The 20,745-nt window shown below is 72.9% G+C and carries 25 protein-coding genes; 12 read left to right on the forward strand and 13 right to left on the reverse strand.

The features are described from left to right. Positions 1–45: 45 nt before the first annotated feature. Positions 46–957: a LysR family transcriptional regulator gene (locus AS857_RS32870; protein WP_058046782.1), complete on the reverse strand. Its 912-nt coding sequence runs from the start codon at positions 955–957 to the stop codon at positions 46–48. 79 nt (positions 958–1,036) lie between these two features. Between AS857_RS32870 and AS857_RS32875 the strand changes: the two genes are divergently transcribed. The 3 genes from AS857_RS32875 (at position 1,037) to AS857_RS32885 (ending at position 3,437) form a co-directional block, all read left to right on the forward strand. After that, on the forward strand, positions 1,037–1,711 hold the full coding sequence (locus AS857_RS32875; protein WP_058046783.1) for an MOSC domain-containing protein: 675 nt from the start codon (positions 1,037–1,039) through the stop codon (positions 1,709–1,711). A gap of 168 nt (positions 1,712–1,879) precedes the next feature. After that, the gene (locus AS857_RS32880; RefSeq protein ID WP_058046784.1) at positions 1,880–2,653 is read left to right on the forward strand and encodes an SDR family NAD(P)-dependent oxidoreductase; all 774 of its coding nucleotides are present in this window, start codon (positions 1,880–1,882) and stop codon (positions 2,651–2,653) included. An 85-nt stretch (positions 2,654–2,738) separates the two neighbouring features. Further along, positions 2,739–3,437 carry an ester cyclase gene (locus AS857_RS32885; protein ID WP_058046785.1) on the forward strand — a complete coding sequence of 233 codons (699 nt, stop codon included), beginning with the start codon at positions 2,739–2,741 and terminating at the stop codon, positions 3,435–3,437. Between the two features lie 164 nt (positions 3,438–3,601). Here AS857_RS32885 and groL read toward each other — a convergent pair whose 3' ends face one another. The 3 genes from groL to AS857_RS32900 form a co-directional block, all read right to left on the reverse strand. Further along, positions 3,602–5,224 carry a chaperonin GroEL gene (gene groL / locus AS857_RS32890; RefSeq protein ID WP_058046786.1) on the reverse strand — a complete coding sequence of 541 codons (1,623 nt, stop codon included), beginning with the start codon at positions 5,222–5,224 and terminating at the stop codon, positions 3,602–3,604. Positions 5,225–5,318: 94 nt separating this feature from the next. Then, on the reverse strand, positions 5,319–5,627 hold the full coding sequence (gene groES / locus AS857_RS32895) for a co-chaperone GroES (protein WP_058046787.1): 309 nt from the start codon (positions 5,625–5,627) through the stop codon (positions 5,319–5,321). A 369-nt stretch (positions 5,628–5,996) separates the two neighbouring features. After that, complete coding sequence (locus tag AS857_RS32900; RefSeq protein ID WP_245700594.1) at positions 5,997–6,863, reverse strand: polysaccharide deacetylase family protein; 867 nt, start codon at positions 6,861–6,863, stop codon at positions 5,997–5,999. A gap of 252 nt (positions 6,864–7,115) precedes the next feature. On the opposite strand from AS857_RS32900, the gene AS857_RS32905 reads away from it, so the two are divergent. The 3 genes from AS857_RS32905 to AS857_RS40160 all read left to right on the forward strand — a co-directional run bounded on the left by AS857_RS32905 (position 7,116) and on the right by AS857_RS40160 (position 9,237). After that, the gene (locus AS857_RS32905; protein WP_058047221.1) at positions 7,116–8,243 is read left to right on the forward strand and encodes a class I SAM-dependent methyltransferase; all 1,128 of its coding nucleotides are present in this window, start codon (positions 7,116–7,118) and stop codon (positions 8,241–8,243) included. 95 nt (positions 8,244–8,338) lie between these two features. Then, on the forward strand, positions 8,339–8,665 hold the full coding sequence (locus AS857_RS32910; protein WP_058046789.1) for a hypothetical protein: 327 nt from the start codon (positions 8,339–8,341) through the stop codon (positions 8,663–8,665). Between the two features lie 125 nt (positions 8,666–8,790). Beyond that, the gene (locus tag AS857_RS40160) at positions 8,791–9,237 is read left to right on the forward strand and encodes a hypothetical protein (protein WP_058046790.1); all 447 of its coding nucleotides are present in this window, start codon (positions 8,791–8,793) and stop codon (positions 9,235–9,237) included. Here AS857_RS40160 and AS857_RS32920 read toward each other — a convergent pair. Together AS857_RS32920 and AS857_RS32925 are read right to left on the reverse strand one after the other, a co-directional pair. Beyond that, positions 9,225–9,812, reverse strand: coding sequence for a Uma2 family endonuclease (locus tag AS857_RS32920; RefSeq protein ID WP_058046791.1), 588 nt, complete (start codon positions 9,810–9,812; stop codon positions 9,225–9,227). The genes AS857_RS40160 and AS857_RS32920 overlap by 13 nt on opposite strands. A 56-nt stretch (positions 9,813–9,868) precedes the next feature. Further along, positions 9,869–10,786, reverse strand: a complete 918-nt coding sequence (locus AS857_RS32925; protein ID WP_058046792.1) for a hypothetical protein — start codon at positions 10,784–10,786, stop codon at positions 9,869–9,871. A gap of 356 nt (positions 10,787–11,142) precedes the next feature. Here AS857_RS32925 and AS857_RS39700 point away from each other — a divergent pair, with 356 nt between their 5' ends. Together AS857_RS39700 and AS857_RS40165 are read left to right on the forward strand one after the other, a co-directional pair. Then, the gene (locus AS857_RS39700) at positions 11,143–11,361 is read left to right on the forward strand and encodes a hypothetical protein (RefSeq protein ID WP_079110783.1); all 219 of its coding nucleotides are present in this window, start codon (positions 11,143–11,145) and stop codon (positions 11,359–11,361) included. After that, positions 11,358–11,528 (forward strand): hypothetical protein, encoded by a 171-nt coding sequence (locus tag AS857_RS40165; RefSeq protein WP_160330284.1) that lies wholly within the window; start codon positions 11,358–11,360, stop codon positions 11,526–11,528. The genes AS857_RS39700 and AS857_RS40165 overlap by 4 nt, the downstream gene beginning before the upstream one ends. A 36-nt stretch (positions 11,529–11,564) precedes the next feature. Here the strand turns inward: AS857_RS40165 and tsaD are convergent, their stop codons facing one another. The 3 genes from tsaD to tsaB are packed head-to-tail and all read right to left on the reverse strand — an operon-like array spanning position 11,565 to position 13,880. Then, the gene (gene tsaD / locus AS857_RS32930) at positions 11,565–12,722 is read right to left on the reverse strand and encodes a tRNA (adenosine(37)-N6)-threonylcarbamoyltransferase complex transferase subunit TsaD (protein WP_058046793.1); all 1,158 of its coding nucleotides are present in this window, start codon (positions 12,720–12,722) and stop codon (positions 11,565–11,567) included. Beyond that, on the reverse strand, positions 12,706–13,188 hold the full coding sequence (rimI, locus tag AS857_RS32935) for a ribosomal protein S18-alanine N-acetyltransferase (RefSeq protein WP_058047222.1): 483 nt from the start codon (positions 13,186–13,188) through the stop codon (positions 12,706–12,708). Before rimI ends, tsaD begins: the two co-directional genes overlap by 17 nt. Positions 13,189–13,211: 23 nt before the next feature. Next, positions 13,212–13,880, reverse strand: coding sequence for a tRNA (adenosine(37)-N6)-threonylcarbamoyltransferase complex dimerization subunit type 1 TsaB (gene tsaB / locus AS857_RS32940; protein WP_058046794.1), 669 nt, complete (start codon positions 13,878–13,880; stop codon positions 13,212–13,214). A 166-nt stretch (positions 13,881–14,046) separates the two neighbouring features. On the opposite strand from tsaB, the gene AS857_RS32945 reads away from it, so the two are divergent. Then, positions 14,047–14,658 carry a hypothetical protein gene (locus AS857_RS32945; protein ID WP_058046795.1) on the forward strand — a complete coding sequence of 204 codons (612 nt, stop codon included), beginning with the start codon at positions 14,047–14,049 and terminating at the stop codon, positions 14,656–14,658. A gap of 5 nt (positions 14,659–14,663) precedes the next feature. On the opposite strand, the gene AS857_RS40520 is transcribed toward AS857_RS32945, so the two are convergent. The 4 genes from AS857_RS40520 to alr all read right to left on the reverse strand — a co-directional run bounded on the left by AS857_RS40520 (position 14,664) and on the right by alr (position 18,370). Beyond that, positions 14,664–14,834: a hypothetical protein gene (locus AS857_RS40520; protein ID WP_173864831.1), complete on the reverse strand. Its 171-nt coding sequence runs from the start codon at positions 14,832–14,834 to the stop codon at positions 14,664–14,666. 225 nt (positions 14,835–15,059) lie between these two features. Beyond that, complete coding sequence (tsaE, locus tag AS857_RS32950; RefSeq protein ID WP_058046796.1) at positions 15,060–15,617, reverse strand: tRNA (adenosine(37)-N6)-threonylcarbamoyltransferase complex ATPase subunit type 1 TsaE; 558 nt, start codon at positions 15,615–15,617, stop codon at positions 15,060–15,062. Positions 15,618–15,656: 39 nt separating this feature from the next. Next, entirely contained in the window at positions 15,657–16,856 is a 1,200-nt protein-coding gene (locus AS857_RS32955) for an alpha/beta fold hydrolase (RefSeq protein ID WP_058047223.1), read from the reverse strand. 335 nt (positions 16,857–17,191) lie between these two features. Next, positions 17,192–18,370 (reverse strand): alanine racemase, encoded by a 1,179-nt coding sequence (gene alr / locus AS857_RS32960; RefSeq protein ID WP_058046797.1) that lies wholly within the window; start codon positions 18,368–18,370, stop codon positions 17,192–17,194. Between the two features lie 175 nt (positions 18,371–18,545). Here alr and AS857_RS32965 point away from each other — a divergent pair, with 175 nt between their 5' ends. The 3 genes from AS857_RS32965 to AS857_RS32975 all read left to right on the forward strand — a co-directional run bounded on the left by AS857_RS32965 (position 18,546) and on the right by AS857_RS32975 (position 20,739). After that, the gene (locus AS857_RS32965) at positions 18,546–19,997 is read left to right on the forward strand and encodes a bifunctional ADP-dependent NAD(P)H-hydrate dehydratase/NAD(P)H-hydrate epimerase (RefSeq protein WP_058046798.1); all 1,452 of its coding nucleotides are present in this window, start codon (positions 18,546–18,548) and stop codon (positions 19,995–19,997) included. Positions 19,998–20,107: 110 nt separating this feature from the next. Then, positions 20,108–20,362 carry a hypothetical protein gene (locus AS857_RS32970; protein ID WP_058046799.1) on the forward strand — a complete coding sequence of 85 codons (255 nt, stop codon included), beginning with the start codon at positions 20,108–20,110 and terminating at the stop codon, positions 20,360–20,362. Continuing rightward, positions 20,359–20,739, forward strand: a complete 381-nt coding sequence (locus tag AS857_RS32975) for a PIN domain-containing protein (protein WP_173864832.1) — start codon at positions 20,359–20,361, stop codon at positions 20,737–20,739. Before AS857_RS32970 ends, AS857_RS32975 begins: the two co-directional genes overlap by 4 nt. The last annotated feature ends 6 nt before the right edge of the window (positions 20,740–20,745 follow it).

Consider the following 20,745-nt stretch of genomic DNA (forward strand, 5'->3'; position numbering starts at 1 on the left):
GCCCGCCCGGCGCACAGAACTGACACCCCGGGCGCCGGGCCCCTCTCAGCGCCCGGCCGTCCCCGCCAGCTTGTCCAGCATCGCGTCCACCGCCGGCACCCGCGCCAGGTCCGGCAGGGTCAGGGCCACGATCTCGCGGTGCACCGCGGGCTCCACCGGAACCACCCGCGCGCCCTTGGGACGCACGGACTCCAGCGCCAGCTCCGGCATCACCGCGACGCCCAGCCCCGCGCCGACCAGGCCGAACACCGCCGGATAGTCGTCGGTCGCGAAGTCGATGCGGGGGGTGAACCCGGCGCTCTCGCAGACCTCCACCAGATGCCGCCGGCAGCGCGGGCAGCCCGCGATCCACGGCTCCTCGGCCAGGTCGGTGATGCCGATGCGCTCCGCCCCGGCCAGCCGGTGCCCCTCCGGGACCACGCCGATGAGCCGGTCGGTCAGCAGCGGGCGGACGACGAGGTCCTCCCACTCCGCGCCGGCGGCCGGATCCGACCCCCGGACGTCCGGGTAGCGGAAGGCCAGCGCGATCTCGCACTCGCCGTCGCGCAGCATCTCCACCGAGCGCGGAGGCTCGGCCTCCACCAGGGAGATCTCGGTGCCCGGGTGCGCCGCCCGCATCTGCGCGAGCGCGCCGGGCACGAGCGTCGAGCTGCCGCTGGGGAAGGACACGAGCCGCACCCGGCCCGCGCGCAGCCCGGCGATGGCCGCGATCTCCTCCTCGGCGGCGGTCAGCCCGGCCAGGATCCCGGAGGCGTGCCGGACGAGGGCCGTGCCGGCCTGGGTGAGGCGCATCTCGCGGCCCGTGCGCACCAGCAGGGGCGTGCCCGTGGACTGCTCCAGCGCCTTCATCTGCTGGCTGACGGCGGGCTGGGTGCAGCCCAGCTCGCGCGCCGCGGCGGAGAAGGAACCGGTCAGGGCCACCGCGCGCAGCACCCTCAGATGACGAGCCTCGATCATGCTGCGAGCATAAGGCAACCTTGGGGAAGTCGCGACTTACCCCCTGGTCACTTTGAGTTGCAGCGAGTAATCTCGGTCCATGCACCTCCTCTCCGTGAATGTGGGCCGCGCCGGTACGGCGGACCTCCCGGGCGCGCCCGGCTTCGAGGCCGGCATGGCCACCGGAATCGACAAGCGCCCCGTCGAGGGGCCGGTCGCCGTGGCCGCCCCGGGCCCCAAGGGCATAGGCGGCAGCGGCCTCGCGGGCGACGAGATCGTCAGCCTGCGCCACCACGGCGGGGACGACCAGGCGGTGTACGCGTTCGCGCGCGAAGATCTCGACCGCTGGGAGCAGGAGCTCGGCCGCCCCCTGCCCAACGGCTCCTTCGGCGAGAACCTCACCACCACCGGCCTCGACGTCAACGGCGCGCTGATAGGCGAGCGCTGGCGCATCGGCGCCGATCTGGTGCTCGAAGTCAGCGCTCCCCGCATCCCCTGCCGGACGTTCGCCACGTGGCTCGGCGAGGCGGGCTGGATCAAGCGGTTCACCCAGGAGGCAGCCCCCGGCGCCTACCTTCGGGTGATAGAGCCGGGCGAGATCCGCGCGGGCGACCCCGTCACCGTCGTCCACCGCCCCGCCCACCACGTCACGGTCTCCTTCCTCTTCCGCGCCGGCACCGTCGAGCGGGCCCTCCTCCCCGACGTTCTGGCAGCCGGGGACGCCCTTACGGCCGGTACGCGCGAGAAGGCGCTGGCGTATCAGGCGAGCCTCTGAGGCCTCCGGAGCGGCTCCGGCGGCGGGCCGGGCGGGCGGCGCCGCGCCGCTGACCGGGCGTCCGGGGCGGCACGGCCGCCACCCCGTGACCGTCAATCAGCGCCCGACCCGCCGTCAAAACGCCGTACGAGATCGGCAAGCGCCGCCGCCGGGCTCTAACGTGCCGGTATGACGACTGTATTGATCACTGGAGCGACGGCCGGGATCGGCGCCGCGTTCGCGCGCCGCCTGGCGGGCGACGGACACGACCTCGTACTCGTGGCCCGTGACGAGGAGCGGCTCGGCCGCCATGCGACCGAGCTCCACGACCGGCACGGCGTGGAGGTGGAGGTCCTGCCCGCGGACCTCGCCGAGGAGGAGGGCATCGAGGCGGTCGAGGCGCGACTGCGCGACCGCGAGCGCCCGGTGCACCTGCTGGTCAACAACGCCGGGTTCGGCAACAAGGGCGGCTATCTGGAGGTGCCCCTCGCCGACGAGCTCAAGATGCTCAAGGTGCACTGCGAGGCGGTGCTGCGGCTGACGTCCGCGGCGGCCGAGGGGATGCGGGAGCGCAAGCGCGGTGCGGTGATCAATGTGGCGTCGATCGCCGCGTTCGTCCCGCGCGGCACGTACGGCGCGAGCAAGTCCTGGGTCGTGCAGTTCACCCAGGGCGCCGCGCGCGACCTGGCCGGGAACGGGGTGCGGCTGATGGCGCTGTGCCCCGGTTTCGTACGGACCGAGTTCCACCAGCGCGCCGGGATGGGCACGGACAACGTGCCCGGCTGGCTCTGGCTGGACGCCGACAAGGTGGTGACGGCCGCGCTGCGGGACCTGTCGCAGGGCAAGACGCTGTCGGTGCCCGACCCGCGGTACAAGGCCATGACGGGCCTGATGAAGCTGGCGCCGCGCAGGGTGGTGTCGCGGGCGTCGTCGACGACGGGCCGCAAGTACGGGCCGAAGTAGCGCGCCTTCTCCGCTGCAGCGGAGAATCCCGCCCTCCCGGGTGATCCATTCAGGACTAACCTGGATATATCACCCGGGAGGCGCCATGACTTTCGTACAGATCATCGACTGCAAGACGAGCCGGTACGACGACATGAACCGGCTGATGGACGACTGGCTCGCCGCGACCGAGGGGAAGCGCACCGCCACGCACTCGATCGTGGGCAAGGACCGCGCGCAGGGCGACCACTATGTGGAGATCGTGGAGTTCCCCTCCTACGAGGACGCGATGCGCAACTCGAAGCTCCCCGAGACCGACCGGATCTTCGCCGAGATGGTCGCGCTCTGCGACGGGATGCCGACCTTCACCGACCTGGACGTGGTCCGCGACGAGCAGCTCAACAAGGCCGCGGCCCGCCGCTTCTTCGACGAGGTGGCGCGGGACGGGAATCTCGGCCTGATCGAGGAGCTCTTCGCCGCCGACCACCGCGACCACGACATGGGCAAGGCCGAACCCGACATGACCGGCCGGGACGTCATCCGCTCCGACGTCGAAGGCTGGCGGGAGGCGTTCGACTTCGCCTTCACCCTCCACTCCCAGATCGCCGACGGCGACGAGGTCGCCACGCGCTGGACCTGGCGGGGCACGCACCAGGGCGACTTCATGGGCCACCAGCCCACCGGGCAGGAAGTGCTCATGACAGGCACCACCGTCTTCCGCTTCCAGGACGGGAAGATCGCCGAGAGCTGGTGGTTCTACGACCTGATGCGGCTGATGGGGCAGCTGGAGGCGGGGCCGGTGTGAACCGCGGGCACCCGTGAGCGGCCGGACGAACGGCCGGACGGCCGGACGGCCGGACGAACGGCCGGAGCCCGGCACCCACCAGGGGTGCCGGGCTCCGACTGCGGCCGCTGTGCGGCGTGAGGTCAGCGCCTCAGAGGCGGTGCCTCAGGGGCAGTGCCTCGGCGTCAGTGCGAGTGACCGTGGCCGTGACCGGCCTCGGGCTCCTCGTCGGCCGGCTTCTCGACGACCAGGGTCTCGGTCGTGAGCAGCAGCGACGCGATGGACGCGGCGTTCTCCAGGGCGGAGCGGGTGACCTTGACCGGGTCGATGACGCCGGCCTTCACCAGGTCGCCGTACTCGCCGGTCGCGGCGTTGAAGCCCTGGCCCTTGTCGAGCTCCGCCACCTTGGAGGTGATGACGTAGCCCTCGAGGCCGGCGTTCTCGGCGATCCAGCGCAGCGGCTCGACGGCGGCGCGGCGGACGACGGCGACACCGGTGGCCTCGTCGCCCTCCTTGCCCAGGTTGCCCTCGAGCACCTTGACGGCGTGGACGAGCGCGGAGCCACCACCGGAGACGATGCCCTCCTCGACCGCGGCGCGGGTCGCGGAGATGGCGTCCTCCAGACGGTGCTTCTTCTCCTTGAGCTCGACCTCGGTGGCCGCACCCACGCGGATGACGCAGACGCCACCGGCGAGCTTGGCGAGGCGCTCCTGGAGCTTCTCGCGGTCCCAGTCGGAGTCCGTGGCCTCGATCTCGGCCTTGATCTGGGCAACGCGGCCCTGGACGTCCTCGGAGTTGCCGCCACCGTCGACGATCGTGGTGTCGTCCTTGGTGATGGTCACGCGGCGGGCGGAGCCCAGCACGTCCAGGCCGACCTGGTCGAGCTTGAGGCCGACCTCCTCGGCGACGACGGTGCCGCCGGTCAGGGTGGCCATGTCGCCCAGCATCGCCTTGCGGCGGTCGCCGAAGCCCGGGGCCTTGACGGCCACGGCGTTGAAGGTGCCACGGATCTTGTTGACGACGAGGGTGGAGAGGGCCTCGCCCTCGACGTCCTCGGCGATGATCAGCAGCGGCTTGGAGGAGCCACCCTGGATGATCTTCTCCAGCAGGGGCAGCAGGTCCTGGATGGAGGAGATCTTGCCCTGGTGGATGAGGATGTACGGGTCCTCGAGGACGGCCTCCATGCGCTCCTGGTCGGTGACCATGTAGGGCGACAGGTAACCCTTGTCGAAGGCCATGCCCTCGGTGAAGTCCAGCTCCAGACCGAAGGTGTTCGACTCCTCGACGGTGATGACACCGTCCTTGCCGACCTTGTCCATCGCCTCGGCGATGAGCTCGCCGACCTGCTTGTCCTGGGCGGACAGGGCGGCGACGGCGGCGATGTCGGCCTTGTCCTCGATCGGACGGGCGGTCGCGAGCAGCTCGTCGGAGACGGCCTTGACCGCGGCGTCGATGCCCTTCTTCAGGGCGGCCGGGGAGGCGCCGGCGGCGACGTTGCGCAGACCCTCGCGGACCAGCGCCTGGGCCAGGACGGTCGCGGTGGTGGTGCCGTCACCCGCGATGTCGTTGGTCTTGGTCGCCACCTCCTTGACGAGCTGGGCGCCGAGGTTCTCGTACGGGTCCTCGATCTCGACCTCGCGGGCGATGGTGACGCCGTCGTTGGTGATGGTCGGGGCGCCGAACTTCTTGTCGATGACGACGTTGCGGCCCTTGGGGCCGATCGTCACCTTGACCGTGTCCGCCAGCTTGTTGACGCCGCGCTCGAGGGCGCGACGGGCGTCCTCGTCGAACTTCAGGATCTTCGCCATGGTTGCTTCAAGTCCTCTCAAACGAACCGCGCCCCGGACCCCGGCGGCACATACACACGGGAACCAGGGCGCAGATCACATCAAACGGGGTGAATTACTTCTCGATGATCGCGAGCACGTCGCGAGCCGAGAGAACGAGGTACTCCTCGCCGTTGTACTTCACCTCGGTGCCGCCGTACTTGCTGTAGAGCACGACGTCGCCGACGTTCACGTCGAGCGGAAGACGGTTGCCCTCCTCGAAGCGGCCCGGGCCCACGGCCAGGACGACGCCCTCCTGGGGCTTCTCCTTGGCGGTGTCCGGAATAACCAGGCCAGAGGCCGTGGTCTGCTCGGCGTCGAGCGGCTGGACCACGATGCGGTCCTCGAGCGGCTTGATGGCAACCTTGGAGCTGGCGGTCGTCACGATCCGACCTCCCCCTTCGGAGATTCACGGGGTTATCTGTCTGAGGTGGCGACCAGGAGGATCCGTCGTCGCGGGTGCCGGATTTCCCGTCGCTGCGTTTGGCACTCCCGGGTGGAGAGTGCCAACGGAGCCGAGACTATGACGCGGTTAGCACTCGGTCAAGCGGAGTGCCAATTCGCCGTGCGGCGAGCTTGCAGTTCACCCCTGGGGGTAAGCACCCGGCCGGTCGGGGCGGCGCGCCCCGGCGTTCCGGCGCGGAGATGGATCTGCCCGCGGGCCGCGGGTCGTAATCCTCCGGATTCCCATGCGGCGCGTACGGCGCTCCGTGCGCACGGTGCTCTGTGCGCACGGAGCTCCGTGCACACGGCCCTACACGTAATCCTCCAGGCGCGCCACGGTGAACCCCTGCCGCTCGATGCTGCGCAGCATGTTGGCGACCATCTGCGTCATGGTCGTGCCCTTGAGCTCCGAGGGGCCGCGGAAGTGGGCGAGGACGATGTCGCCGGAGCGCAGCTTGCCGCCGTCCGCGTAGCGCATGTCGTTGATCTGCATCGTCGCCTCCCACAGCAGCAGCGCCTTCACCCCGCAGCTGCCGGCCGCGGCGAGGGTGGCGTCGTTGTAGTTGCCGTAGGGCGGCCGGAACAGCGGCGGCTTGCTGCCGTACCGCCTCTCCAGGACGTCCTGCTGGCCGCAGACCTCGCGGCGCTGCGCGTCGGCCGAGAGGGTGCGGAGGTTGGGGTGGGAGAGGGTGTGGTTGTGGATGCCGTTGCGGTTCCCCTCGCCCCGCAGCTGCTCGAAGTAGCCGTAGCCGCCGCCCGCGCGGGCGATGTCGTCGGTGAGGAACATCGTGAAGGGCAGCTTCAGGTCCCTGGCCATCTTCACGAACTCCGGGTCCTTCTCCGCCCCGTCGTCGAAGGTCAGGAAGACGACCTTGTCGTCGGTCGGAACGCGCCGGATCACCTTGGGCGTGGCACCGGTCCTCATCGCATCCGTCAGCCTGGTGGCCGGCGGGGCGGGCGGCGCGGCGAGCGGCTTGTCCAGGCCCCAGCGGCGGTAGGCGGCGGCGTCCGGGACGGCGGAGGCCGAGGGCGAGGACGCCGCGTCCGTACGCGGAGCGGGGGACGCGGACGCCTCCCCCTTGCCGCCGCCGGAGGAGGAGCCGGAACAGCCGCTGAGGAGCAGGGCCAGCATCACCGCGCCCGTGGCGGCGGCGCGGACGGATGTGCGGGCGGACACGCGGGCCGGCATGCGGGCGCGTACAGGGCCGGATATTGGGGAGCTCACACCTCCGATTGTTGTGCATGTGTTCGAGCCGGGCAGAAGGGCGGCCTGTCGGAGGGCCGGGGAGCAGGGCTGGGCAAGAATGGCCGGGTGCCAGCACAGAACGAACCGAACAAGCCGAGCAAGCCGAACGACCGGGACGAGCCGGACGCGTCGGCGGCCGCCGTCGCCGCCTTCACCGCCCTCCTCACGGACGAGGGCCGCAGCCTGCTCGCCGGGCTGCGCGACCACGACCCCGCCCGGGAACTGGCCACGGCGACCCGGCTGCGCCGCGACCACCCCGCGGAGCTCGTCTCGGCGGCGCTCGGCATGGCCCGGCTGCGGCAGCGGGCGGTGGCGAAGTTCGGGGCGGAGGACGCGTACCGGATGTTCTTCACGCCGAACGGCGTGGAGCAGTCGACGCGACGGTCCGTGGCCGAGTACCGGGCCGGACGGTTCGCCGCGCTCGGCGTCCGCTCCGTGGCCGACCTGTGCTGCGGCATCGGCGGCGACGCGATCGCGCTGGCACGGCTGGGCATCCGCGTCCTCGCCGTCGACCGCGACCCGCTGACCTGCGCGGTCGCCCGCGCGAACGCCGAAGCGCTGGGCCTGTCCGACCTCATCGAGGTGCGCTGCGCCGACGTCGCCGACGTGGACACCTCGGGCTACGACGCGGTGTTCGTCGACCCGGCGCGACGGGGCGGACGCGGCCGCATCTTCGATCCGGAGGCGTACTCGCCGCCGCTGTCGTGGGCGATCGAAGCCGCCCGGAAGGCCCCGCGCGCGGCCCTCAAGATCGCTCCCGGGGTGCCTCACGAGGCCATCCCGGACGACGCCGAGGCCGAGTGGATCTCGGACGGGGGCGACGTGAAGGAGGCCGTCCTGTGGTTCGGCACGGCGCCGGGCGCGCGGCGGGCGACGCTGCTGCCGGGCGGGCACTCGCTGGTGGGCGCCGGGCTGCCGGACCCGTCGGTACGACCGGTGGGGCGGTACGTGTACGAGCCGGACGGCGCCGTGATCCGCGCGCACCTGGTGGCGGACGTGGCGGCCGCGCTGGGCGACGGCGGGCTGATCGACGAGACGATCGCGTACGTGACGAGCGACGAGCTGCGGGCGACGGACTACGCGTCGGCGTACGAGATCACGGACGTCCTCCCGTTCAACCTGAAGAAGCTCAAAGCCGTGGTGCGGGAGCGGGGCATCGGCGTCGCCGTCATCAAGAAGCGGGGCTCGGCGGTGGAGCCGGAGGACCTCCGCAGGAAGCTGAAGCTCGCCGGACCGAACTCCTGCGTGATCGTGCTGACCCGGGCGGCGGGCGCGCCGGTGATGCTGCTGGGGCGGGAGGTCCGCGGGTAAGCGGGCTGCGGGTGAGCGGTCCGCGCGCAAGTGGTCCGCGGGTAACCCGGCATGGGCGACGAGGAAGGAGGGGATGTTCCTCCTACGCTCACCCCATGACCGAGAACCTGAACGAGAACGAGATCAAACTCAAGGCCATCGCGGCGCTCACGGCCCTGCGCGGCGGCGTGGGGACGGACTACGTGTCGTCCCTCCTCGGCGAGGTGATCCCGGACGAGTTCATGGTGCCGGTCGGCGCGGAGGCGCGCGAGGTGGGACTCGCCGTGCTGAACCAGCTCTCCGCGCCCATGAGCGCGCTGATCAGCGGATTGATGCTGGCCTTCGAGGCGGTCGCGGACGCCTACGACGAGACGACGCCCGAGGCGCCGACGGAGGAGATCCTGCAGACCCTGGCACTCGAACTCGCCCGCGACTCCGGCTGACGGCGGCATTCGTTCCGGTCAGTCGTATTTCCCGCCGAACGACCATTGCGACGACGGGTTCGGCGCTAGCGTGCGTCGCGTCCGGCACGGGCACGTGGGCTACGGGGGCGACGGGGGCGAGCGGGATGCTGAGCGAGGCACTGACGGCGGCGGCCGCGGCGGGCGGTACGGCAGTCGTACAGACGGCGGGGACCGACGCGTGGACCGGGCTCCGGGAACGGGTCGCCCGGTGGTTCGGGCGCGGCGACGGGACGCGCGAGCGCGGAGAACTGGAACGGCTCGACCGCACGGCCGGCGCGCTGGAGACCGCGGCCCGGTCCGGGCAGACGGAGCGGACGCGCGACCGCCAGGAAGCCGTCTGGCAGGACCGCTTCGAGACGCTGCTGGAGGGCCTCCCCGCGGAGCAGCGGGAGGCCGCGGCGGAGGAGTTGAAGGCCCTGGTGGAGAAGTACGGGGCGCCTTCGCAGGCGGCGGGGCAGGCGTCCGGGAACGTCTTCCGCGGGCCGACGGCGTTCGAGGCGGGTGACACGAGCGACGGCGTCACCCACCTCGCCCCGGATCAGTCGGCGTAGTCCTTCAGCTTCTCTGTATCCAGAGTGATGCCGACCGGGGCCGGGAGCTTGACGGTGTCGCCGTACGGGTAGACCGTGCACACCTGGTAGGTGCCGTCCTTCGGCTCGCTGTGGACGACGACCGTGTGCGCCTGGCGGTCGACGAGGAGGTAGACCGGGATGTCCGCCTCGGCGTAGCCGTCGCGCTTCTCGTTACGGTCTCGCCGGTCCGTGTCCGAATCGTGGGAGGTGACCTCTACGACCATCAAGGCGCCTGCCGGGTCGGCCCACTCGCCGGAGGCGGCGAAATGATCGATGGGAGCGAGGGTGGCGTCGGTGATGGCCCGACCCTTGCGGTAGCTCTCGGCCTTCAGCTGCTGTTCTGGGATGAGGTCCAGCTCAGGGCGCTGCTGCATGCACTGCCTGAGCATCCACATGATGATCGCCCCATGGGCACCATCCGGCACCGGCTTGACCTCTAGCTTTCCCTTGATGAGTTCGAGCTTCACGCCTTCCGGCGCATTGTGGGCAAGCTGTTCGAAGTCATCTTCGGGCAGCTGATGCCAATCCGGGGCAGCGGGCGTAGCAGGGCTCATGGCGTCGCCTCCTCCCCTCAATGGTGCCCCTATGGCGCGAGGCAGTTCCTGAACACTCACGTGCTGCTCCTTTCGAGGGTGCGGAGGTTTACGCGGATGGCGGCGGCCCGGCGGTGGATTTCCGTCGGGGGGATGGCCTGGGGGGTATCGGGGGCCGGTTGGCCGCGGCAAGGGCGGCAGAGGCCGCCCGGAAGGGCCTCCGGACGGCCCGGGGCGCGGCAGGTCGTGCACTCCAGGATGCGGAGGGCCCGGCCCGGCGGCGGGGGTGCCGGCCGCTCCGGTGGGAGCTTGTCCGTGAGGCGGCGGCGGGCCAGTGCCGCGCCGTGGTGGACCTCCGGCGGCAGGCCGGCGGTGAGTTCACGGGCGATGTCCGCCGGGGTCGACCCCCTGGCCAGCCATTCCTCCGCGAGGGGCTCCAGCGCGGTGCAGTCCGCCGCCGACAGAGTCATGCGCGGGTCCATGCGGCCCGCCATCGCGAGGGCCTCGTACGCCTGCGAGCGGGGCGGCTTGCCTGCCGGTTGCGGCGGCGGCTCCGGTCGGGGCCGGGGCTGCGACTGCGGCCCCGGAACGTTTCCCGCCTGGAAGTCCGCCCACCACGCGTCGCTCCTCGCCGTGCGGGAGAAGTACGTCCGCGTGACCCAGTGCGTGCTGCCGCCGTCACCCTTGATCCGTTCCGTCACCCTGCGCAGGTGACCCTCCAGCGACAGCCGGCGGAGTGCGGTGCGGCAGGCTGCCTGGCCGTAGTTCGGGAGGTGCGCCGCAAGCGTTTTCGCATCCATGGCCGCGCCTTCGGGCAGGCGGTCGATGAACGTGGCGATCGACGCCTCGCGGGGCGGGAGGTGTGCGAAGTCCTTGCCGGTGCGGCGGTGCTGGTCCGGGGCGGATCGCTTGCCGTAGCCCGCCTTGGCTTGGGGGTGGGCCCGATGGTGTACCTGTGCGGGGAGCGCGGCGGCGCTAGAGTTGGCATCAGCCATGGGATCGACTCGCATTCGATCTTGATGGTCAAGCCCCGGTTCGGTGTTGGCGCACCAGCCGGGGCTGATTTGTTGCTGCGAACGCTAGAGGCCTGTGACGGCCCGTCGCAACCCAGTCGCCCAAAGTGAACCCGTGTGGTATGTGCGGTGGTTGGCGGCGCGCCCAAGGGAAATGAGAGGGCGGGTGGGTGGGTTATCACCCCGCCCATTCCACAGAAAGAGCGCTCGGGACCCGGCCCCCGAAGCCCGGAGCGCATGCCCGTCGATTCACGGTCCGCGAAGATCGACGGTACCTGCGCGGCCCGTACCGCGAAGGTTGCTCCCGAGGCTGATGACCAGCCATAACCCTGGGTAGCGTGAGCAACGAAATTCCGCCGCCCGGGGCGTACGTCATCGACACACGGACCGATCGAGTCGGCCAAGTCATCAAATACGCGGGGGATTTGGTGCACCTGCACCCGCCCTGCAGCGGCGACGGGTGGGACTGCCCGGCCTCCGCGATCCAGGCGACCACCCTCCGCGCCTACCTCCGCGCCCGTGTCGCCGAGGTCAACAACCGGCGGAGGCTGGTGTGAGCGCCACCGCCGCGCCCGAGGAACCGTCCGGTCACACGCCGGACGACCTCCGCGCGGCGGTCGCCGCGGCCGAGTCCCCGGACGCGGCCCACGCGGCGATCGCGGAGCTCGGGCGGGTTGCGGGCTCCGGCTCCGCCGCGGACCCGCACCCGCTCAGCCGGGGTTGAGGGAGCGGAACCAGCGCCGGGGTGGTGGCGGCAGCTTCACGACTCGTACAGGTTCTTCTTGCTCAGTTCGTGGACGTGGTCGTGATCATGGGCGTGGGAGTGGGAGTGGGCATGCCCATGGCCGTCACCATGGTCGTGGGCCTCCCCCGGCACGTGCGTCTCCGTCACCGGCAGCGACGAGTCCGCCGACAGATCCCACGACGACGCCGCGCGCCCCCGCGCCACCATCTCCGCGCCCAGCGCCGCGACCATCGCCCCGTTGTCCGTGCACAGCTTCGGCCGCGGCACGCGCAGCGTGATGCCCGCGTCCTCGCAGCGGCGCTGCGCCATCGCGCGCAGCCGCGTGTTCGCCGCGACGCCGCCGCCGATCATCAGGTGGTCGACGCCCTCGTCCTTGCACGCGCGGACGGCCTTGCGCGTGAGGACGTCCACGACGGCCTCCTGGAACGACGCGGCGACGTCCGCGACCGGCACGTCCTCGCCCGCCGCCCGCTTGGCCTCTATCCAGCGGGCCACGGCCGTCTTCAGGCCGGAGAAGGAGAAGTCGTAGATCGGGTCGCGCGAGCCGGTCAGGCCGCGCGGGAAGCGGATCGCGTCGGGGTTGCCCTCGCGGGCGTAGCGGTCGATGACCGGGCCGCCGGGGAAGCCGAGGTTCAGCACCCGGGCGACCTTGTCGAAGGCCTCGCCGGCCGCGTCGTCGATCGTCGAGCCGAGGGGGCGGACGTCCGAGGTGATGTCGGGGGCCAGGAGGAGGGACGAGTGGCCGCCGCTGACCAGCAGCGCCATCGTCGGCTCGGGCAGCGGGCCGTGCTCCAGCTGGTCGACGCAGATGTGGGAGGCGAGGTGGTTGACGCCGTAGAGGGGCTTGCCGAGGGCGTAGGCGTACGCCTTGGCCGCCGAGACGCCGACGAGCAGGGCGCCCGCGAGCCCGGGGCCCGCGGTGACCGCGATGCCGTCGAGGTCCTTCGCGGAGACGCCGGCCTCCTTCAGCGCGCGCTGGATGGTCGGGACCATCGCCTCCAGGTGGGCGCGGCTCGCCACCTCCGGGACGACGCCGCCGAAGCGGGCGTGCTCGTCCACGCTGGAGGCGACGGCGTCGGCGAGCAGCGTGTGCCCGCGGACGATGCCGACGCCGGTCTCGTCGCACGAGGTCTCGATGCCGAGGACGAGGGGTTCGTCAGCCTTGCGAGCCATGGGTCATTCCTTGCACTGCGGAGAGGGGATCGGAGAGGCGCATCACGAGGGCGTCGATGTTGCCGGGCTGGTAGTAGCCGCGGCGCACGCCCACCGCCTCGAAGCCGAAGCGTTCGTACAGGCGCTGCGCCCGGGTGTTGTCGACGCGCACTTCGAGGAGCACCTCGCGGCACTCGAAGTCCGTCGCGGCGGTCAGGAGCTCGCCGAGGAGGCGGGAGCCGAGGCCCGTGCTCCAGTGGTCCTGGGAGACGGCGATGGTCTGGACGTCGCCGGTGCCGTCGATCGCGGCGAGGCCCGCGTAGCCGACGACGCGGCCCTCGTCGTTCTCGGCGACGACGTAGCGGCGGGTGGCGCCCGCGCCGCGCGCGTGCGCCAGCTCGGACCAGAACAGGCCCTTGGACCACGCGTCGTCCGGGAACAGCGCGCGCTCCAGCTCCAGCACCGGCCCGATGTCCCACCAGCGCATCTCGCGGACACGCACGTTCACGGTCACTTGGGGGTGACCACCTTGTAGTTGGCGGGCACCTGGGCGTCGGGGCGGCGCAGGTAGAGCGGCTGGTCCGGCAGGAACTCGCCGCCCGTGCGCAGGCGCTCCGCGGCGAGGGAGGCCAGGGCGCCCGCGGACTGGTGCTCGGGCATGTCGGCCCGCACGTCCGTGAAGGAGTCGGCGTAGAGCACGGCGCCCGCGCCGACGACGGTCAGCCCGGCCAGCTTCTCGGTGAGGTCCGCCGGGCGGTCCACGGCGGGCTCGGTGATACGGGTACGGGCGTCCGCGTACCGCGCCCAGTAGACCTCCTTGCGGCGGGCGTCCGTCGCCACGACGAACTCGCCCTCCAGGCCCGCCTGCCCGGCCGCGTACGCGAGGCCGTCGAGCGAGCACAGGCCGCGGACGGGCACGCCGAGCGCGGCGCCGAAGGTGGCGGCGGTGACGATGCCGACCCGCAGGCCGGTGTACGGGCCGGGGCCGACGCCGACCACGATGTCCGTCACGGCGTCGAGCTTGCGGCCCGCTTCGCCGAGCACCCGGTCGACGGCGGGAAGCAGCAGCTCACCGTGCCGGCGCGCGTCGACCTGACGCGATTCGGCGATGACTTTGTCGCCGTCATGGAGGGCGACGGTGACGGCGGGCGTGGCGGTATCAAGAGCGAGCAGCAGCACACTGACAGACTACGGCTCACCGTGGGGCGGGCGGTGCGCACCTGGGCCGCGCGTGGGCCGGGCCGACGGCGCGGCGGGGGCGCGGGCGGGTGCTACGGTCAGCCGCAACGCCGTATCTATATGTACGTAGGACCAGGACCGGCGGTCCTGAGAAGGGTGCGCAGCCGTGGCACGCAGCAGCTCGGGGATCTTCGTGGCCACGCTCACCGCGGCGGCCCTCGCGGGGGTCGGCTTCCTCGCCGTCCAGGCCGAGGCCGCTCCCGACAAGCCGCAGTCCTCGCACGCCGCGGGCGCGGGCGCCTCCGGCAAGGGCGAGGACAAGGGCAAGGACGGCGCGCCGGCGGACTCCGGCACCGGTTCCGGCAAGGACGAGGGCGCGAAGGCCGCCGTTCCGGACGTGCCCGCGGGCTCCGGCACCGGCAAGCGGGTCGTCTACGCGCTCGGGCAGAAGCGGGTGTGGCTGGTCGGCGCGGACGGCAAGGCGACGCACAGCTTCGAGGTGGCGCCGAGCGCGGTGAACCCGGCTCCGGGGCCCTACGCGGTTACCTCGCGGGACGCCACGGGCACGGGGTCCGACGGCAAGGCCATCGAGCACGTGGTGCGGTTCCACCGCAATCCGGCGGGGGTCGTCTTCGGCTTCAGCGCGGCGGTGGACGGCTCGCTGCCGGATCCGGCGGCGGCCGGGAAGAAGACGGGTGCGGTGCGGGAGATGCCTGCCGACGGGCGGGCCATGTGGGACTTCGCGCTGAACGGCACGAAGGTGGTCGTGGTCGCGTAAGGGGCTTACGCGGCGTCCTGCTCGTCGTCACCGGGCGCCTCCGGCGCCCCGGGCGCCCGCGGCGGTTTCGACACCGCGTCCGCCGCCGCGCAGGAAGCCAGCAGGTCGCGCATCGACGTCGACGGAGGCCGCTCTTCCGAGCGGGTCCCGGACTGCGGCTGCTCTGGGGCCGGCATGGTGCCTCCTGGGGGGCATCTGGGCAAGGTTAGGTAGACCTAACCGTGTCTCTGCCTACCATGTGACCACGCCCGCAGCCGCCGACGCAACATCTTGCCGACGGCTTGTCGGAACGTATAGCGGCGTACGACAGCGCGTGTTTCCCGGCCGGGGCCGGCCTGGGTCGGCGGGCTGCAACCAGGGCCGGCCGGGCTCGGTGGGCTCCAGCAGGACTTCAGCCGGGCTCAGCCCAGCGGCGACAGATCCACGTCCGCCCAGCGCGCCCCCACGCCCGTCACCCGGACGGTCCGCACGTCGTCCGTGTCCTCCGCCGCGTGGGCCACGTCCGCCGCGTCCGCGGCGCTCGCGCCCACGGCGCGGTGGATGACCACGTGCAGCCGGTCCTCCGAGAGCTCCTCGACCTTGCCGTCGCCCCACTCCACGACGATCACGGACTCGGGGAGGGAGACGTCGAGGTCCAGGTCCTCCATCTCGTCCAGGCCGCCGGACAGCCGGTAGGCGTCGACGTGGACGAGCGCCGGGCCGCCGCCGAGGTGGGGGTGGACGCGCGCGATGACGAACGTCGGGGAGGTGACCGCGCCGCGGACGCCGAGGCCCTCGCCGAGCCCGCGGGTCAGCGTCGTCTTGCCCGCGCCGAGCTCGCCGGTGAGCAGCACCAGGTCGCCGGGGCGCAGCAGGCCGGCCAGCCGGCGGCCCACCTCCCGCATGGCGTCGGCGGTCTTGACCGTGAGCTCTGTGCTGGTCGCGGTGGTGGCGGCGGTGATGTCAGGCTGGGCGCTCATACCCGCCGATGGTACGGGGCCGGGCGGTCCCGGCGCGTTTCAGGCGCGGCCGCGCGCCCCCGCCGCCGCGCGCTCCCCGCGCCCCAGGGCTCCGCCGCCGGCCGCCGCGGCGAGCAGCTCGGCCAGCTGGGCGGTGATCACCTCGGGCCGCTCCAGCATCACGAGGTGACCGGTGTCCTCCAGGAGGAGGAGCCGGGCGCCCGGCAGGGCCTCCGCGATGGCCTCGCTGTGCTCGCACGGCGTGAGGAGGTCCTTGTCGCCCGCCGCGACGACCACCGGCAGGCCGTCGAAGGCGCGCAGCGCCTCCCGCTTCTCGTGCTCGGCGAAGACCGGGTAGAACGCGGCGACGACGTCGACCGGCGTGGCCTCGATCAGCCGTTCCGCGAACCGCACGACCGCCGGGTCCACGTCCTTGGATCCGAACGAGTACCACCGGAGGATGCCCGCGAACAGGTCGGACGTGGCCCGGCGACCCTTCTCGACCAGCTCGGGCCGGGCGGCCATCAGCTTGAACGCGCCCGGCAGGACGAGCCGCCGGACCACGGCCATCCCGGCGGCCGGCAGCCCGTACGTGTTCTCGGCGAGCCCGCCCGGGGACGTGCCGAGGAAGGCCGCGCCGACGACGCGCCCGTCGATCAGGCCGGGGTACTGCGCGGCCAGCCCCATCGTCGTCATGCCGCCCATCGAATGCCCCACGAGCACCAGCGACCCCTCGGGGGCCGCGGCGTCGATGACGGCCTTGAGGTCGCGGCCGAAGAGGTCGATGGAGACGGCGGCCGTACGGCTGCGCTCGGAGCGGCCGTGGCTGCGCTGGTCCCAGAAGACCGCGCGGATTCCGGCGGCCCGCAGGGCGGCGCGCTGGAAGTGCCAGGAGTCCTGGCTGAGACAGTAGCCGTGGCTGAAGACGACCGTGAGGGGCGGAGCGGTGGGCGTACGGCGGCCGCCGAACAGCCGCCGGGAGGCGGAGGCGTCCGCTTCCTCGCGCGCCTCGTCCACCTCGTCGACCTCGTAGTACAGCTGCGTGCCGTCCTCCGCGACCGCCGAGCCCGGCGTCCCGCGCAGGGTCCCGTAAGGGCCCGCCGAGTCCAGGGCCAGCCGGGCGTCGCGGCGCATGCCGCGCCCGACCGTCAGCCGCTCGACCGCCACGCCGACCGCGGCTCCCGCGGCCAGGACGCCCAGGGCCGCTCCCGCGACGCCGGCGCCGCGCCGCCATCCGGTGCCCGCTCCCGGCGGCGTCATGCCACCGGCCGCCGCGACGGCCCCGACGGCTTCGAAGGCCCCGACGGCCGCGGCGGCCGTGCCGGCCGCCGTGCCCGCGCCCGTGCTGTCCCTGTTCATCGCGCGCCCCCCGTGTCCCCGCTTTTCGGCATGTCCACGTCCGCGTACTCATCGTGCCCGTGCTCGTGCCCGTGCGGGCCGGGCCCAATCCTGGGGCCTGCCCGCCCGGTCTTTCCACCGGGCCTGTTCGCCGGGTCCTTCCACCGGGCCTGCTCGCCCGGCCTTCCACCGGGCCCGTCCACCGGGTCCATGCGCCCGGACCGTGCGCCCGGACCATGCACCCGGACCGTGCGGTGCTATTCGGTGTACCCGTCCACGTTCTCACCGACATAGACGCGGGGCACGCGGTTGGAGATGCGCGTGACCACCTCGTAAGCGATCGTTCCCGTGGCCCGTGCCCAGTCCTCGGCGGTCGGCTCGCCCCGGTCGCCCGGCCCGAACAGCACCGCTTCCTCGCCCACCTGCGCCGTATCGCCGCCCAGGTCCACCACGAACTGGTCCATGGCCACCCGGCCGGCCACCGTCCGCCACTTGCCGCCCACCAGCACCGGACCGGTGCCGGAGCCCGCGCGCGGGATGCCGTCCGCGTAGCCCACGGGGACGAGCGCGAGGGTCGTGGGGCCCGGGGTGACGTAGTGGTGCCCGTACGAGACGCCGTGGCCGCCCGGCACCCGCTTCACCGACGCCAGGTACGCCGACAGCGTCATCACCGGCTTCAGGCCCAGCTCCTGCGGCGTGCCGACCTCGGGGCTCGGCGAGACCCCGTACATCGCGATGCCCGTCCGCACGAGGTCGAAATGGGTCTCGGGGAGCGTGAGGGTCGCCGGGGAGTTGGCTATGTGCCGCACCTCGGGCTCGACGCCCTGCCGCTCCGCGTACGCCACCGCGTCGCGGAAGACCCTCAGCTGGGCCTGGATGGAGGGGTGGCCCGGCTCGTCGGCGCACGCGAAGTGCGACCAGACGCCGGTCACCTTCAGCAGGCCGGCCTCCTCCGCCTCGCGCGCCGCGGCGATCAGTTCCGGCCAGTCGTCGGGCTGGCAGCCGTTGCGCCCCAGACCGGTGTCGATCTTCAGCTGGACGCGCGCGGGACGCCCCGCGGCCCGTACGGCCTCCGCGACCTCCGCGAGCGCCCACAGCCCGCTGACCGTCACGTCGACGTCCGCCTCCACGGCCTCGCGCCACGGCCCGCCCGGCGTCCACAGCCAGCACATCAGCCGGCCCCGGTCGCCCGCCGCACGCAGCGCCAGCGCCTCGTCCGGCGTGGCCGTGCCCACCCACTCGGCACCGGCCTCGCGGGCCGCCCGGGCACACTGCACCGCGCCGTGGCCGTAGGCGTTCGCCTTGACCACGGCCATCAGCTGCGCCCCGGCCGCGCGGGCCTTGAGCGTGCGTACGTTGGCCCGCAGAGCGGCCAGGTCGACCAGGGCACGGGCGCGCATCGGGGTCTCGCGGACGCGGATCGGAGTCTCGTTCATCCCCGTCAGTCTCTCAGGACGTCCGCGCAGGCGATGAGGGGTGGGGCCTCAGGCTGTCATTTCGGGGGGTCTTTTCCGGAACGTCGGGCCGCATCAGGTCGCACCAGGCCCCATCAGGTCGCACCAGGTCTCCCTATCGGGAGCGTGCAGGGCGCGCGATGGTGAGACTGAGGGCATGAGGACTGCCTACAGCGTCGAGACCGTACGGGCCGCCGAGCGCGCGCTCATGGCACAGCTCCCCCACGGCGCCCTGATGCAGCGCGCCGCCGCGGGGCTCGCCGCCTCCTGCGCCGGGCTGCTCAGGCGGGTGTACGGGGCGCGGATCGCCCTGCTCGTCGGCAGCGGCGACAACGGCGGCGACGCCCTCTACGCCGGGGCCCGGCTCGCCCGGCGCGGCGCCGGAGTGACCGCCGTGCTGGTCGCGCCCGAACGGGCGCACGCCGCCGGACTCGCCGCCCTGCAGGCCGCCGGGGGCCGCGTCGCCTCCGCCGAGGCCGCGGACCGGGCCCTGCGAGGCGCGGACCTCGTCCTCGACGGGATCGTCGGCATCGGCGGCAAGGGCGGCCTGCGCCCCGACGCCGCCCAGCTCGTCCGGGCCGCCGCCGACGGCGGCGCGATCCTCGTCGCCGTCGACCTGCCGAGCGGCGTCGACGCCGACACCGGGGAGGTACGCGGCACCGCCGTACGCGCCGACGCGACGATCACCTTCGGCGCGTACAAGCCCGGCCTCCTCGTCGACCCCGCCCGCGAGCACGCCGGCGCCCTCCGCCTCGTCGACATCGGGCTGCAGCTGCCCGCCCGGCCCGACGTCGAGTCCCTGCAGCACGCCGACGTCGCCGCGCTGCTGCCGCAGCCCGCCGCGGAGAGCGACAAGTACCGGCGCGGCGTCGTCGGCGTCGTCGCCGGCTCGGCCCGCTACCCCGGCGCGGCCGTCCTCGCCGTCGCAGGCGCCCTCCACGGCGGCGCGGGCGCCGTGCGCTACGCCGGGCCGGCCGCGGACGCCGTGATCGCCCGCTTCCCCGAGACCCTCGTCTCCGCCGGCCCCCCGTCGAAGGCGGGCCGCGTCCAGGCCTGGGTCGTCGGCCCCGGCCTCGGCGACGGCGCGGAGGCCCGGCAGGCGCTGGAGGACGTCCTCGCCTCGGACGTACCGGTCCTCGTGGACGCGGACGGGCTGCGGCTGATGACGGCCGACGCGGTACGGGAGCGCGCTGCGGAGACCCTGCTGACCCCGCACGCCGGGGAGGCGGCGGCCTTGCTGGGCGTCTCGCGCGACCGCGTCGAATCCGGCCGCCTGGCGGCCGTCCGCGCCCTCTCCGAACACTACGGCGCCACCGCCCTCCTGAAGGGCTCCACGACGCTGATCGCCTCCACGGGCGGCCCCGGCCACGGCCGCCGCACGGTCCGAGTCAACCCGACGGGGACACCGTGGCTGGCCACGGCAGGGAGCGGCGACGTCCTGTCGGGACTCACGGGGTCACTGCTGGCGGCCGGCCTGCCGGGCTGGGACGCGGCCGCGGTCGGGGCGTACCTCCACGGGCTGGCGGCCCGGGAACGGGGGGCTGCGCCGCTGACCGCTATGGGGGTGGCGGAGGAGTTGCGGGGGGCTTGGAGGGGGGTGGCGGGATGACGTCAGGCACGGCACCGGGGAACCACTCGTTCGAGAGAAATCCAGGAGAATGAAGTATGGGTACGGGTACGTACCCATACTCTTCCTGCGTGCTGAACAGAGGATTACCCATGGCTGACGCGAACATCCGCATTCCCGCCGATGCCCGTGACCGTCTCGCCGAGGTCGCCGCAGCAGAAGGCATGTCCCTGCGCGCCTACCTCTCCCGCCTGGCCGACGAGCTCCTCACCCCCGCCGAGCGCGCCGAGCAAGCCGAGCGAGCCCGCCGGATGCTGCGCGAGTGGAACGGCTACGACCCCAGCCAGGACGAAGAGGAACGGCTCGACGCCGAGTTGGACCGGCGGCTCTCCGAGGCGGCGCGGTGAGCGACCACCTCCACATCGTTCTCGACCACACGGCCATGGTGGCCGCCGGCCGCGGCAACGTCGTCGCCTCCCGGCTCATCCACCGCGCGCACATGGAAGCGGGGTGGCACTTGTACGCACCGACCTGCGCACTGGTCGAGGCCGACCGGGCCCGCCCCGGCACGGCCGAGCATCTCGCCGCACTCCCCGGCGTCACCGTCCTCGACCTGGACCTGCCGGCAGCACTGGCCATCGCAAGCAGCGGCAGCTGGGCCGACGCACACGCCCGGTACGCGGCCGAGCCGAACCCCGAGCGACCCGACGGGGCGTTCGTCGCCACGGCGGAACCCGGACGCTGGGCGGGGGAACTCGTGCGGGTACTCGACATCAGCCCTTGAACTCTC

Origin of the sequence: Streptomyces roseifaciens, from assembly GCF_001445655.1 — a bacterium.
GTDB classification, from domain to species: Bacteria; Actinomycetota; Actinomycetes; order Streptomycetales; family Streptomycetaceae; genus Streptomyces; species Streptomyces aureoversilis.